Origin of the sequence: Croceicoccus bisphenolivorans (genome assembly GCF_001634625.1) — a bacterium.
In the GTDB taxonomy this organism is placed as follows: domain Bacteria; phylum Pseudomonadota; class Alphaproteobacteria; order Sphingomonadales; family Sphingomonadaceae; genus Croceicoccus; species Croceicoccus bisphenolivorans.
On record NZ_LRSE01000004.1, the window covers coordinates 307,370 to 321,081 of the forward strand.

The following is a 13,712-nucleotide window of genomic DNA, read 5'->3' on the forward strand; positions in this document are numbered from 1 at the left end:
TCCCCGCGTTTTCCCGGAGTCTTTTGCAATGACCGTTCGCGTTCGCGTGATCCCCTGCCTCGACGTTGCCGACGGGCGCGTGGTGAAGGGCGTGAACTTCGTCGACCTGATCGATGCGGGCGATCCGGTGGAACAGGCCAAGGCATACGACGCGGCGGGCGCGGACGAGCTGTGTTTTCTCGACATATCGGCCAGCCATGAAGGACGCGGCACGTTGATCGATGTCGTGCGGCGCACGGCGGAAGTCTGTTTCATGCCGCTTACCGTGGGCGGCGGCGTGCGCAGTGCTGACGATGCCCGCGCATTGTTGCTGGCAGGGGCGGACAAGGTCGCCGTCAATTCCGCCGCCGTTTCGCGCCCCGAAGTCGTGGCCGAAATCGCCGAACGTTTCGGCAGCCAGTGTGTAGTCGCCAGCGTGGACGCACGGCGGGTCTGTGGACCGGGTGTGGATAACCCCGGGGATGACCGTGGGGAAAGGCGGTGGGAAATTTTCACCCACGGCGGGCGCAAGGAGACCGGCATCGACGCGATCGAACATGCCCGTCGCCTTGCCGATCTTGGCGCGGGTGAACTTCTCGTCACTTCCATGGACGGGGACGGAACGAAGCGGGGCTATGACCTCGAACTCACCCGCACGATTGCGGATGCGGTGGGCATTCCGGTTATCGCCAGCGGCGGTGTCGGCAATCTGGGTCATCTCGTCGCCGGCGTGACGGAAGGGCGTGCCAGCGCGGTGCTGGCGGCCAGCATCTTCCATTTCGGCCAGCACACGATTGCCGAGGCGCACGAGGCGCTGCGCATGGCCGGACTTCCAGCCAGAAGTTGATCGTCGATGCCGGTATGTCGTTCGTAGAGCGATAGTATGCGGAATCGGGACGGGGATTGCATCGCGCTGCCGAATGGTTACATGCGCAACCAGATTGCCTTTCCCCCGAGGTTCGATTCCCTATGCGTATCCTGTCGCTTGCCGCAGCATCGCTGCTGCTGGCATCCTGCACTGCCACCAATACGACTTCCGGCCCGAAAACCGCGCCCAGCGCGCCGTTCATCGAAGGCGACATTCGTTACCTCGCGTCGGATGCGCTTGACGGGCGCAAGGCGGGCACTGCCGGTTTCGATGCGGCGTCCGACTATGTCGCGCAGCGTTTCGCGGCGATCGGGCTGAAGCCCGGCGGCACGGACGGAACTTGGTTCCAGCCGGTGGACCTGCGCATCAAGTCCTATGGCGCGATCGACGGCAACGTGATGGAACTGTCCGGCCCGAACGCGCCGGACGGGTTGGAGGCGAACGAGGACTACATCGTTACCGCTGCGGGCAACGCGCTGTCGGGCACCGTCGAAGCTCCGCTCGTTTTCGTGGGGCAAGGGTTTGTCGATCCGCGAACGGGCCGCGACGATCTGGCCGGTGTGGATCTGGAAGGAAAGATCGCGGTCGCACTGTCGGGCGCGCCCGAATACCTTGATCCCGAAGAACTGGCCTATTTCAAGAGCACGCGCATCGACCGGCTTGCCGATGCAGGCGCGGTGGGGGTCATTTCGCTTAGCCTTCCCAAGGATGACAAGCCTGCCGCGTGGAAGGGCACGAAGGACTATTACCACCACTACACACTGGCTACGTGGATCGGCCCCGACGGGACGGCATTCGGGCGCAAACCCGCCTATCGCGCCTATGCGACGATCCGGCCAGAATCGGCCGAAAAATTCCTGGCGAAACAGCCGGTCGACCTGAAATCGGCGTTCGAGACGACAAACACCCGCGAGGGACGGTTCAGGCCGTTCGACATGGGCGTGACCGCGAAGATGACGTTCGACCAGAAGCTGCGGGACGTCACCAGCCGCAATGTCGTCGGCATGGTCGAAGGCACCGATCCGCAGTTGAAGAACGAATACGTCGTGCTCACTGCGCACCTCGACCATATCGGCCACGAACCGGCGGGCGCAGAGGGCGATGCGATCAACAACGGCGCGATGGACAACGCCTCGGGTGTTGCAATCATGCTGGACGTTGCCCGCAGGCTTGCCGCTAATCCGCCGCGCCGTTCAGTCCTGTTCGTCGCGTTGACGGCGGAGGAAATGGGCCTTGTCGGTTCGGCCTACAACGCGCGTTTCCCGACCGTTCCTGCCGGCAGCATCGTCGCCAACGTCAACATGGACATGCCGATGGTGACATATCCGTTCAGCGACATCATCGCCTATGGCGCGGAGCGGACGACCATGTTCCCGGTGGTACGGGCCGCCGCCCGCCGGGCTGGCGTAACCCTTGCCGCCGACCCGAAGCCGGAAGAGGCGTTCTTCACCCGGTCCGATCACTATTCCTATGTCGAGACGGGCGTTCCGTCCGTCTACCTCGACACGGGGCCGGGTAATGGCGGGGACAAGGCGCTCGATACCTTTCTGGAAGAGCATTACCACAAGGTTTCGGACGAGGCCGAAGTGGTCGACTTCGAACAGGCGGCCCGCTTTGCCGGCATCAATTACGAAATCGCGCGCGGAATCGCGAATATGGGGCAGCGGCCGGTGTGGAAGAAGGACGACTTCTTCGGCACGGTGTTCGGTGGGCGGATGGAGGACTGATCCAACCGCCGGCGCTACAGCCGCTGGCTCATAGCGACGGGGCGGGTCTTACCTGCCCCCATGGTTCCCCCGATCCGTCCCGTCGCAAACACGGCCTGAGTTCCGGCCGTTCCCGGGTGCCCATTGCCGCCTGCGCGGCCAGTCCCTACCTTTGCGCGCGAATGCCCGGATCGTCGGGCCAGCAGGGGCAAGCCGATGCATGAAGGGGGGACGGGCGCGATGCTGATGGAGGGGCTGATCCTCCTCGGCTTTGCGCTGACTTTCGTGCTCGTCTTCCGCCGTTTGGGCCTTGGTGCGACACTGGGTTATCTCGTCGCCGGTGCCGTCGTGGGTCCGCAAGTGCTGGGCCTTGTTGGCGGGGCCGAGGAAAAGGTCGGTTTCGCCGAGCTTGGCATTGTGTTCCTGCTGTTCATCGTCGGGCTCGAACTCGCCCCGAACCGGCTGTGGCGGATGCGCAAGGAGATATTCGGGCTGGGCCTTGCGCAAGTCGCACTGTGCGGCCTTGCGGTCAGCGCCGTCATCTATGTCTTCACCGGCTTCACGCTGGCCGCTTCGCTGGCCATCGGCCTGCCGCTCGGCCTTTCCTCCACAGCGCAGGTCCTGCCGATGTTGCAAAGCGTGGGGCGGCTGAAGACCCCCTTCGGCGAACGGGCCTTCGCGATCCTGCTGTTTCAGGACCTGTCGCTTATCCCGCTGATCACCATCGTCGCCGCGCTCAGCCGGAATCCGGAGATTCAGGAAGGCCCGCCCGGCTGGCAGACCGCGTTGCTGGCGGTTGTTGCCATCGCAGGGTTGATCGCGGCTGGCCGCTTCGTCATCCGTCCGCTGTTCCGCCTCATCGGCGTCCTGGGCGAACGGGAGATGTTCGTCGTTGCAGCTCTGTTCACGATTGTCGGCGCCGCCGCGCTGATGGAATGGATCGGCCTGTCCACCGCGCTTGGCGCGTTCATCGCGGGCGTCATGCTGGCCAGTTCGCCTTATCGCCACGAGCTGGAGGCCGATGTCGAACCGTTCCGGTCGATCCTGCTGGGCCTGTTCTTCCTGTCCATCGGCATGATGCTGGACCTGTCCGCCATTGCCGAACGCCCCCTGTTCGTGGCCGGCATGGCCCTTGCGCTGATCGCCACCAAGGCCGCGGTCATCACCGCGATCGGCATGATCATGAAGATGTCGTGGCAGCGTGCGCTGGCGCTGGGCCTGCTGCTTAGCCAGGGTGGTGAATTCGGGTTCGTGCTGTTCGCGCAGGCGCAGGACGGGCTGCTTATCGCGCCAGAGGCCGCCAGCCTGTTCGGCGCGGTCGTCACGATATCGATGGCCACGACCCCGTTCCTGATGATGGCAACCCGCCGTATCCGTGCCGAGGCCAATAAGGACGGCGGCGAACGCGAAGGGCCGAGTGCCGAAGGGGCAAGCGCCGTGGTCGTCGGATATGGCCGATTCGGCCAGACGGTCACGCAGATGCTGGTGGCGGCCGGCATCAAGGTGACGATCGTCGACCGCGATGTGGAGATGATCGATATCGCCCAGCAGTTCGGGGCGAAGGTCTATTTCGGAGAAGGCACGCGCATCGATCTGCTGCGTCAGGCAGGGGCGGGAGAGGCCAAGGCGATCCTGTTCTGTACCGACAAGGACCAGGTCGACCCCGAACTCGTCAGCGCGGTTCGCGAACATTTCTCCGATGCCGCGATCTTCGTGCGGGCCTTCGACCGGCGCGGTGTCGTGCGTCTTTCGGGCACGCCGGCGGACTTCGTGGTTCGCGAAGTGTTCGAATCGGCCATCGTCATGGGCCGCAATGCGCTGGAACGTCTGGGCGAAAGCCTTGAGGCCATCGACGAGGCGGAACATGCCTATCGCGAACGGGATTGCGAACGGATGGAACGCCAGATCGATACCGGCGATCTGCGCACCGCGCACGACCGGATCTTCGTGCAAAGGGACTGAGCGAGATTGATTTCGCGGGCCCGCGAGTCCAAAGGCTGGCTTCATGGCCGATGACCTGAACACGCTGGCGCGCCTTGCCGCCACGATAGAGAGCCGCAAGGGCGGCAACCCGAACGAAAGCTATGTCGCAAAGCTTTTCGATCGCGGACCCGACTATGCCGCGCGAAAGCTGGGCGAGGAGGCGGTGGAAACCGTGGTCGCCGCGCTTGCCGGATCGGACGAGGAACTGGTTGGCGAGGCCGCCGACGTGATTTTTCACCTCGCCGTGCTGCTGTCCGCACGCGATTTGTCGATCCACGATGTGCTTGCAGAACTGGACCGGCGCGACGGCGTTTCGGGAATCGCCGAAAAAGCATCGAGGAAACCGGAATGAACCCCGTCGACCCCAAGGCACCTTACGATGACAGTAATATCTTCGCGCGAATCCTGCGCGGGGAGCTGCCGTGCACGAAAGTCTACGAGGATGAGTGGGCCTTCGCCTTCCACGACATAGCCCCCGTGGCGGAGATCCACGTGCTGGTCGTGCCCAAGGGCAAGTACGTGAGCTGGGACGATTTTTCGGTCCATGCACCGGCAGAGGAAATCGCCGGTTTCGTACGCGCCGTGGGCAGGATCGCGCGCGAGATGGACCTTGTCGAACCCGGTTACCGGATCATCAACAACATCGGTCCGAACGGCGGGCAGATCGTGCCGCACCTTCATGTCCACCTGCTTGGCGGCCGTGTCATGGGGCCGATGCTGGACCGGAACTGGCAGCCCGCCTGACACAATCGTGAATTTGTGATGAATCGCGCATCCACAGGCGAAAAATAAGGCGCTTGTGTGGCGAATCCGGGCTTGGCTATGACGCCTCGGCAATGGCGCAACCGCTTCCCAGCCCGGTAACCGGATCGATACGCGACGGCGTGCATTATTACGCCGTGCGCGCATTCTATGAAGATACCGACCTGTCAGGCGTGGTCTATCACGCCAATTACCTGCGCTGGTTCGAGCGGGCGCGGTCCGATCTGCTCGACCTGATCGGCGTGGACCAGCGCGCCGCGGTGGAAGCGGGGGAGGGTGCCTACTCGGTTGCCGACCTGTCGATCCGCTACAAGGCACCGGCAAGGCTTGGCGATATCGTCTTGATTGAAACCCGGGCGGTGAAGCTTGGCCGTGCGTCGGTCGAACTGGCCCAGCGCGCCTTGCGCGCAGAAACACTTCTTGCCGACATGGATGTCCGCGTCGGCTTCGTATCCCCCGATGGCCGTCCGCGCCGCCAGCCCGATGCATGGCTGGCCGCGTTCGAAACGGTCGCCCCCACCCGAAACGAGAGCAGATGACCCTGATCGCCACCATCCTTTCCGTTGCCGTTCCCGCATCCGGCGCGACCGGCGTGCCCAGCCGGGTCGATCCGATCCAGTTGTTCCTCGATGCGGATATCGTCGTGCAGGCGGTGATGGCGGGCCTGATCCTCGCCTCGATCTGGGTCTGGGCGATCATCGTGTCGTTCTCCATGGGAATGGGGCGGCTGGACCGGAAGAACCGCGAATTCGAAAGCCGGTTCTGGCAGGCCGACGATGTCGAGCCGCTGGTTCGTTCGAACGATGACCTTCCCTCCCGCCGCGTCGCCGCCGCCGCGATCACAGAGTGGCAGACATCGACCCGCCGTGGCCTGAAGGACAAGGCATCGCTGCGCGAACGCCTTTCCAGCGCGATGGATGCCGCCGTCACGAACGAAAGCGACCATCTGGCCGAGAAGCTGAATTTCCTCGCCACTGTCGGTTCGGTCGCGCCGTTCGTGGGCCTGTTCGGTACCGTCTGGGGCATCATGAACAGCTTCTTCCAGATCGGTGCGCAGTCGAATACCTCGCTCGCGGTTGTCGCTCCCGGTATTTCCGAGGCGCTGTTCGCAACCGCCATCGGCCTGTTTGCCGCGATCCCCGCGGTCATCGCCTACAACCGCTTCTCGCACCGCGTGAATGCCTTCGAAACGCGGCTCTATCGTTTCTCCGACCGCTTCCACGCCTCGCTCAGCCGCGAACTGGAGGCTATGTAAGTGGGGGCCAGTCTCTCTTCATCTGGTGGCGGTAGTCGCGGCAGGCGGCGGGGCCGTGGGGGCCGCGCGCCCATGGCCGAAATCAACGTGACACCGATGGTCGACGTCATGCTGGTTCTGCTGATCATCTTCATGGTCGCCGCACCGCTGATGGTTGCGGGCGTGCCGGTGGATTTGCCGGATAGTCAGGCTGACGCGCTGGACAGCAAGGACCGGCAGGTCACCGTCAGCCTTGACGAGCAGGGGCTGATCTACATTGATGAAACGCGCGTGCCCGCCGGTGCCTTTGCCGACCGGCTTGCCGCGATTTCGCCCAGCGGCCAAACCGCGCCGCCAGTCGTTCTGCGTGCCGACAGGGCGCTGGATTACGGGCGCGTCGTTGCCGTGATGGGCGCGCTCAACAAGGCCGGGTTCCGCCAGATCTCACTGGTCACCCACGGTTCATCGGAAAGTCCATAGGCCTTGACGACAATGCGTGTAGCCGCACTTCAGGGAGACGTCACCGACGACACCCGCTTCGGGCGGGATGACCGGCTTGGGTTGGGCATCGCCGTTGCGCTGCATGTGGTCCTGCTGATCGTTCTCGTCGCATGGGACAAGGATGCCCCGTCGATGCCCGCGCCGGACCGGATCGCGGTCACGGTGTCGGACGAGATTGCGCTGGAATCGATATCGCCCAATCCGATGGCCAATCCCGCGCCATCGGTCGGCGCTGAAGTCGGCGAAACGCAGCTTCCGGCCGAACAGCAGGAGGCTGCGCAGGCCGCGCTGCGCGAAGTGGCGGAGCCGCGCCCTGCGCTGGTCCCTACGCCATCGCAAAGTAGCGCACCCAGCCCGCCCAAGGCAGCGGCGAAGCCTGCACCCGACCGTTCGGAACGCCGCCGCCCCGACGCCCCCTCGCGCGGCAGCAGGCTCGGCAACGATTTCCTGACCGGCACCGGCGGCAGCGGCAGTGATGCCGACCAGCCTGCAGAACGTGCCGGTCCCCTGACCGCCGCTTCGCTTTCCAGCGCCATCAGCCGGCAGCTGCGCCCGCACTGGACCGCGCCGCAAGGCGTCGACGCCGAAAAGCTCGTCACCGTTCTCGCATGGGAAATGAACCGCGACGGATCGTTGAGAGGGCGTCCGCGCGTCGTTTCGCAAAGCGGTGTGACCGATGCCAATTCCGCCCAGAAGGACCGCCACGCAGAGCTTGCCATACGCGCGGTGCAGCTTGCGGCGCCCTTTGACCTGCCCGACGAATACTACGACACGTGGAAGAACGTACGTGAATTCCGCTTCGACCGGAGACTGTAAGGATGAAGACACCCGCAATCATCGCATCGGCCCTGCTGGCCTTTGCAAGCCAGCCTGTCCTTGCACAGGACGGCGGCCTCGTCGGTTCGGTCTCGGACGAAAGCGAGTGGCAGGATCTGGGTATCGCGATCCCCGCGTTCCCGGCGCAGGCCGACGTCGCGACTGCCGCCGCGCCGAAGACAACCGGCGCACTGGGCGTCGAACTGGCGCGCATCATCACCGCCGACCTGAAGAACAACGGATTGTTCCGCCCCGTCGGCCCCGATGCCCTGCCGCGCATCGCCTTTGCCGAGGCGACGAACCCGCAGTTCGGCCGCTGGAAACCGCTGGGTAGCGAGATGCTGGTCCACGGCTTCGTCAGGGCCGCGCCTGACGGGCAATTGACCGTCGGCTGCTATCTCTACGATGTGCAGTTGCAGAGCGAACTGGTTCGCGAAGGCTATGTCGTCAGCCCGTCCGACTGGCGCCGTGCCGCGCACAAGTGTGCGGACCTGATCTATTCGCGCCTGTCGGGCGAGGATCCGTTCTTCGATTCCAGGATCGCCTACATCGCCGAAACAGGGCCGAAGGGTAACCGCCGCAAGCGCCTTGCCATCATGGACAGCGACGGCGCGAACCACACCTTCATAACCAGCGGGTCCAGCCCCGCGCTAACCCCGCGCTATTCGCCTGACTATTCGAAGATCGCCTACCTGTCCTACAACGACGGCAATCCGCGCATCTATGTCTATGACATCAGCTCGCGCAGGCAGGTGCTGATCACGCAGAGTTCGAACCCGACGTTCGCACCCCGCTGGTCGCCCGACGGCAAGTGGATCCTCTATTCGATGGCCAGCGCGGGCAATACCGACATCTACCGCGTGTCGAGCGCGGGCGGCGGCACGCCGGTCAAGCTGACCAGCAGCCCCGGCATCGACATCGGCGGTTCCTATTCGCCCGATGGCCGCCGGATCGTGTTCGAAAGCGACCGTTCGGGCAGCCAGCAGATTTACGTGATGGATGCCGACGGTTCGAACCAGAAGCGCGTCAGCTTTTTCGGCGGGCGCGCGGCAACGCCGGAATGGAGCCCGCGCGGCGACCAGATCGCCTTTACCCACATCGCTGGCGACTTGCGCGTTGCGGTGATGAGCCCGGGCGGAGGCAATATGCGCCATCTCACCAATGCGTGGCAGGACGAGGCCCCGACGTGGAGCCCGAATGGCCGCATCATCCAGTTCTTCCGGACCGAGCGGAACACGGGCAAAACCAGCCTGTGGCAGGTCGACCTGACGGGTCGCCACTTGCGCAAACTCGACACTCCCGAAGATGCGTCCGATCCCTCGTGGGGACCGGTTCGCCCTTAAATGCGTTAGTGACATAATCACACACGCGGATGGACCGGGTCGCACCGTTCGTCGTGCCAGCAATCACTCTGCCGGAAGCATTCCGCCAGACAATACGAAGGAGCATGCCTAAAATGTCCATTCTGCGCACTCGCATGGTTGCGCCCATCGCCCTGATCGCGGCCGGTTCGCTGGCCCTTGGCGCCTGCAAGACCACGCCCAAGGAACTGCCGCCCGAACCGACCCCGACTCCGGTTGCAACCGCAACGCCGACCCCGACGGGTCCTGTTCCGGGCAGCCAGGCGCACTTCCTCGCCAACGTATCGTCGGACACGGTCTATTTCGATACTGACCAGTACAACATCGACAGCGCCGACATGGCGACCTTGCAGAGCCAGGCACAGTGGTTGATGCAGTTCCCGGCCAAGCGCGTCACGATCGAAGGTCACTGCGACGAACGTGGTACGCGTGAATACAACCTCGCGTTGGGTGAACGCCGCGCCAACGCGGCCAAGAACTACCTCGTCAGCCTTGGCGTGGATGCCAGCCGCATCTCGACCCTGAGCTACGGCAAGGAGCGCCCGGCCGCACTCGGCTCGGACGAGTCTTCGTGGGCGCAGAACCGCCGCGCCGTGACTGTCACGATTCAGTGAGCGGCATCTCGGTCGCGCCGGTCAGTCGATCGGCGCGGATCGGATAGAATGCCGGCTCCGGTCACGCCGGGGCCGGCATTGCGCTTTGTGGCACCGTGAAACCGGCATGGCGATCAGGCGTTTCCATCCCGACTGAAAATACACTAGACGCATTTCCGACATGGCTCGATCAGGACGTTCGATAGACTGGGGCTTTCCCCGCTGGCGCGGCTATGAAGCCGGGCGCGAGGCTGAGGCCGTGCGCCTGTGCGACCGTGTCGGATGCGAGGAGCGCGGCGACTGCCCGGCCCCCAAAAGCCCGAACAGCCCTGAACGCTGGTATTTCTGTCAGCAGCATGCCGCCGAATACAACAAGGGCTGGGACTACTTTGCCGGATTGAGCGCGGAAGAAGCCGCCGCCCGCGCCGCAGAAGAACAGCGCGACAATTCCGGTTTTCGCGAATCGGCCCATTATGGCTGGGCGGGATCGGGAGACGGATCGCGCACCCGGGACGAGTTGAACGCGCTCGATGCGCTGGAACTGGATCCGGACGTCGATTTCGCCACGATCAAGAAGGCGTGGCGCGCCAAGGCGAAGGAAGTGCACCCCGACGTGAAGCCGGGCGATGCGGACGCGGCCAAGGAATTCCACAAGTTGCAACTGGCCTACGAAGTGTTGCGCGCTGCCGAGGATCGCCGCCAATGGGCAGGGCCCGAGGCCTGATCGCACCCTAGCGGTCGATCCATTCCTCCACCAGCGCGGCGAACATTCCCGGTCCCGTTTCCGGCAGGAAATGGTCCGCATCAGGCACGATTTCCAGAGAGCAGTTAGGCAGTGCGCTAGCCAGCGCCCGGCTCGGAATCGAAAATGCAGGGCGGGTCCGCTCTCCCATGGCGACAAGGCACGGGGTCTCGATGCGGGCCAGCTCCGCAGGGCCGATCTTCGCTGGCGGCTGACCGCCTCCCATCAGCAATGGCATCGTGCGTGCGTTCGACAGATACATTTCCTGCCGATGCGGCGCGAGTCTTGCAAACGCCGCGCCGACAAGCTGGCGGACCGAGGCGTGCGGCCCTTCGCTTTCCAGCTTGGCGCCAACGGCTCCAAACAGGCTTCCTGCATCCTTGCCGAACGCAGCCTTCTCGTCTTCGTCGATGATATATTGGCCAAGTCCGGCTTCGTAAAACAGGGCCGAGGCGAATAGGGCAGGAGCATCGAGCAATGCCTTGAGCATGACGTGAACGGCATAGGACCACCCGACGAGGTGAACGTCCCCGCCCATGCTGGCTGCCATCTCACACACGTCGCGGGCATGGATGTCCGTGCCGAAGCCGGCTCCATCGTCGCGCCAGTCCCCGTCCCCGAAATATGACAGCGTGACCGCCCGCACATCCCAAGTCGGCGGCAACAACGCGATCACCGGATCCCAGACCCGCTCGTCAGAAGCGGCGCCATGTACGAACAGTATGCGGGGAGTTTCCATGGCAGTCAGGTATCAAGTGAAAAGACGGACGCCAATGCCATCCGTCGCAATCGCTGATGCGCAGGCCCGCGGCGCCAAGTGAATCAACCGCCTGTTTTCGTGTGAAAATGGTCCCAGAAGAGGGATCGAACCGTCACGGCCACTAGACGGTCCCGCAGGATCATCGCTGACCATTTCCTCGGACGCTTCCGCTAAGCGTTGGTTGATGGTGGCGGATGATGGCGGACCGTCAGTGCGGACGATCTGGGGAGCGTTCTTATCTGACATTGATGTGGGCTCAGGTCATTCTAGGAAGGTGATCGGACGCTCTTCTCATCGTCGACCCATTGATGCTGGCAGTTTCGGCAATGACGGGTGGAGGCATCGATCTCAACGCAGCACCCTCCCAATGCGACCTCGTTCCGTTTGGCCTTCTTGATGAGGCTCCGACTGGGGTAGCCGTAGGCGATAGGGATGCCCGTTTTCTCTCCGCACTTAGGGCAGACGAAGCGTTTGCGTCTCATGCGGCGATGTTCTCATTCATCTTCGGGTGGCTGATCCTGACGATTCTCTCGCTGTTCGGCTTCGGCCTTTCGCTTGGCATCCATCTGCGCCTTGAGTTCGAAGAAGCGGGGGCCAAGGGTCGGCCTGTCCTTCGGGTCCATCATGCGGCGATAGCCTCATTGGTCATGCGGACCTTGATGCGGTGGACGGTGCCGACCCCGACTTTGAGTTTGCGGGCCGTCTCATTGATGGATGTGCCAGAGTTGAGATGACGCTCGATCTTGGCGATCTTCTCGGGATCGAGTGCGGGACGGCCAGCCTTCTTGGTGGATCGGGCAAGACCAGCCATGATGCGGCTGCGGATCATCTCGCGTTCGAAGTCGGCGAAGACGCTGAGCATACCGAACATTGCGCGACCACTGGGCGTGCTGGTGTCGAGCGCCTGCTGGTGAAGGTAGAGGTGAACTCCCTTCGCATTGATCTCATTGAGGAAGGATACAAGGTCTCGAAGTGAGCGTCCCAGACGATCCACGGCCCATGATGCGACCAGATCGATCTCACGGCGGGCCACAGCCTTCATCAACGCATCGTAGCCCGGGCGCTTGTCGCGACCTTTGCTTCCTGAGATTCCGTGATCCTCATATTCGGCGACGATCTCCCAACCGTTCTTCTCAGCGACGGTGATGAGTTCTCGTCGCTGGTTCTCGGTGGTCTGGCTGTCCTGCGAGACGCGGGTGTAAATGGCGATGCGCTTGGTCATTCCAGCAGACTCTCACAGTTCTGGAATGCGTCAAGTAGTTCTTTTAGTTCGATAATTTATGGACCTGTGGCGTTACTCGCCCATGTCTTGACGGTAGTCGTTCAACTGGTTGACCCGTTCACGGATCACGCGTGCCCTACAATGAGGTAGCTGGATCGACCAACCGATGGAGCCGAACTCCTCGGAAGTATTGAAGAACTTGCACGATGCGTCCTTGTAGCTGATCCAAAGGCGCTGCTCTGCCAATAGGCTCGACTTTGCTGCTTGTGTTGAAAGGCCACCGTATGCCCGCCGCCAAGCTTGAGTAAGTGCGGCTTCCTCTCGCTCAACCCATGCATTCCCGCACTGAGCGAAGTCGGTGGATGTGCTGCCCTGTGAGACGCATCGTTTAAAATATTCATCAGCGGATGCCGAGTTCGCATAGAGCAATGCGCCGAATGCAATCCCGAAGGCTGCTAGTCTGGTTTTCATAGCCCTCGACAATTCAGTAGACCTCTTCGCCGTCCTCATAATCGTCTTCCATCTCTCGAACACGAGCATCTAGCGCGTCTTCAAAAGCCATCGTCCCTTCATGGAAGGACTGGCTGTTACCGTATGTCGAGTATCCGTTCTCGGCACCCCACTGCCAACCTGCCTCATGACCTGAACAGTCGATGGTGCAGCCATAGCTCATGTCATAACCTTCGCTGGCAAGCTGATCCCGAGCGACCCGACGCGCTTCATCCTCATCGAACTCTTCGCGCTCTTCCTCATCGTCGGCATACGATCCGTATCCGCCGCTGTAGCTACCGTCATAGCTGGCGGATTCGTCCTCCTCGACATCGCCATCCGCGTAATATCCGTCCTCGGAGTATTCGTCGTAGTCGGAGGTCGAAGCTTCGCTGCCACATGCTGCCAGCACCATCGCCAGCAACAACGGAATCGTCTTGATCGGATGAACTAGTGTCATGCTTGCCCCCATACCTCGATCATCCCTGATAAACCGTTCCCGATTCAACTGATTTGAGAACAGCGAAAACTGACCATCTGAACTCACCGATTTCCGCCAGTTCTCAAGCCGCATTTTCAACGGGGGTTATGGAATGCGTCCGCTGCCCATCTATCGGGGGCTGCGCCCCAGATCGCCACAGAGAAAGATGATGAGCGAGGCAAGCATGTCAACGGCGGCGTAAAAGTCGTCCATTG

17 protein-coding genes are annotated in these 13,712 nt (G+C 62.8%); 12 read left to right on the forward strand and 5 right to left on the reverse strand.

Annotated features, from left to right (window positions below; all coding sequences use genetic code 11):
- The first annotated feature begins 28 nt into the window (after positions 1 to 28).
- The 12 genes from hisF (at position 29) to A7A77_RS06380 (ending at position 10,527) form a co-directional block, all read left to right on the forward strand.
- Complete coding sequence (hisF, locus tag A7A77_RS06325) at positions 29 to 826, forward strand: imidazole glycerol phosphate synthase subunit HisF (RefSeq protein ID WP_066555378.1); 798 nt, start codon at positions 29 to 31, stop codon at positions 824 to 826.
- Between the two features lie 122 nt (positions 827 to 948).
- The gene (locus tag A7A77_RS06330; protein WP_066555381.1) at positions 949 to 2,574 is read left to right on the forward strand and encodes a M28 family peptidase; all 1,626 of its coding nucleotides are present in this window, start codon (positions 949 to 951) and stop codon (positions 2,572 to 2,574) included.
- Positions 2,575 to 2,769: 195 nt separating this feature from the next.
- Positions 2,770 to 4,515, forward strand: coding sequence for a cation:proton antiporter domain-containing protein (locus A7A77_RS06335; protein ID WP_066555386.1), 1,746 nt, complete (start codon positions 2,770 to 2,772; stop codon positions 4,513 to 4,515).
- A 43-nt stretch (positions 4,516 to 4,558) separates the two neighbouring features.
- On the forward strand, positions 4,559 to 4,888 hold the full coding sequence (locus tag A7A77_RS06340; RefSeq protein ID WP_066555388.1) for a phosphoribosyl-ATP diphosphatase: 330 nt from the start codon (positions 4,559 to 4,561) through the stop codon (positions 4,886 to 4,888).
- Positions 4,885 to 5,280, forward strand: coding sequence for an HIT domain-containing protein (locus A7A77_RS06345; protein WP_066555390.1), 396 nt, complete (start codon positions 4,885 to 4,887; stop codon positions 5,278 to 5,280). The genes A7A77_RS06340 and A7A77_RS06345 overlap by 4 nt, the downstream gene beginning before the upstream one ends.
- 92 nt (positions 5,281 to 5,372) lie before the next feature.
- Positions 5,373 to 5,837 (forward strand): YbgC/FadM family acyl-CoA thioesterase, encoded by a 465-nt coding sequence (locus tag A7A77_RS06350; RefSeq protein WP_066555392.1) that lies wholly within the window; start codon positions 5,373 to 5,375, stop codon positions 5,835 to 5,837.
- Positions 5,834 to 6,553 carry a protein TolQ gene (gene tolQ, locus A7A77_RS06355; protein ID WP_066555393.1) on the forward strand — a complete coding sequence of 240 codons (720 nt, stop codon included), beginning with the start codon at positions 5,834 to 5,836 and terminating at the stop codon, positions 6,551 to 6,553. Before A7A77_RS06350 ends, tolQ begins: the two co-directional genes overlap by 4 nt.
- A gap of 72 nt (positions 6,554 to 6,625) precedes the next feature.
- Positions 6,626 to 7,012 carry an ExbD/TolR family protein gene (locus A7A77_RS06360; RefSeq protein WP_066555395.1) on the forward strand — a complete coding sequence of 129 codons (387 nt, stop codon included), beginning with the start codon at positions 6,626 to 6,628 and terminating at the stop codon, positions 7,010 to 7,012.
- A gap of 12 nt (positions 7,013 to 7,024) precedes the next feature.
- On the forward strand, positions 7,025 to 7,849 hold the full coding sequence (locus A7A77_RS06365) for a hypothetical protein (protein ID WP_066555397.1): 825 nt from the start codon (positions 7,025 to 7,027) through the stop codon (positions 7,847 to 7,849).
- Positions 7,850 to 7,851: 2 nt separating this feature from the next.
- Positions 7,852 to 9,192: a Tol-Pal system beta propeller repeat protein TolB gene (tolB, locus tag A7A77_RS06370; RefSeq protein WP_066555404.1), complete on the forward strand. Its 1,341-nt coding sequence runs from the start codon at positions 7,852 to 7,854 to the stop codon at positions 9,190 to 9,192.
- A 113-nt stretch (positions 9,193 to 9,305) separates the two neighbouring features.
- Positions 9,306 to 9,824, forward strand: a complete 519-nt coding sequence (gene pal, locus A7A77_RS06375; RefSeq protein ID WP_245638407.1) for a peptidoglycan-associated lipoprotein Pal — start codon at positions 9,306 to 9,308, stop codon at positions 9,822 to 9,824.
- A gap of 160 nt (positions 9,825 to 9,984) precedes the next feature.
- Positions 9,985 to 10,527 (forward strand): J domain-containing protein, encoded by a 543-nt coding sequence (locus A7A77_RS06380; RefSeq protein ID WP_066555406.1) that lies wholly within the window; start codon positions 9,985 to 9,987, stop codon positions 10,525 to 10,527.
- A gap of 7 nt (positions 10,528 to 10,534) precedes the next feature.
- On the opposite strand, the gene A7A77_RS06385 is transcribed toward A7A77_RS06380, so the two are convergent.
- The 5 genes from A7A77_RS06385 to A7A77_RS06400 form a co-directional block, all read right to left on the reverse strand.
- The gene (locus A7A77_RS06385) at positions 10,535 to 11,284 is read right to left on the reverse strand and encodes an alpha/beta fold hydrolase (RefSeq protein WP_066555408.1); all 750 of its coding nucleotides are present in this window, start codon (positions 11,282 to 11,284) and stop codon (positions 10,535 to 10,537) included.
- Positions 11,285 to 11,799: 515 nt separating this feature from the next.
- Positions 11,800 to 11,931: a hypothetical protein gene (locus tag A7A77_RS18455; protein WP_281179991.1), complete on the reverse strand. Its 132-nt coding sequence runs from the start codon at positions 11,929 to 11,931 to the stop codon at positions 11,800 to 11,802.
- On the reverse strand, positions 11,928 to 12,527 hold the full coding sequence (locus A7A77_RS06390) for a recombinase family protein (RefSeq protein WP_066555410.1): 600 nt from the start codon (positions 12,525 to 12,527) through the stop codon (positions 11,928 to 11,930). Before A7A77_RS06390 ends, A7A77_RS18455 begins: the two co-directional genes overlap by 4 nt.
- 72 nt (positions 12,528 to 12,599) lie before the next feature.
- Entirely contained in the window at positions 12,600 to 12,998 is a 399-nt protein-coding gene (locus tag A7A77_RS06395) for a lysozyme inhibitor LprI family protein (protein WP_066555417.1), read from the reverse strand.
- A gap of 13 nt (positions 12,999 to 13,011) precedes the next feature.
- Positions 13,012 to 13,476, reverse strand: a complete 465-nt coding sequence (locus tag A7A77_RS06400) for a hypothetical protein (protein ID WP_172799848.1) — start codon at positions 13,474 to 13,476, stop codon at positions 13,012 to 13,014.
- Between the last annotated feature and the right edge of the window lie 236 nt (positions 13,477 to 13,712).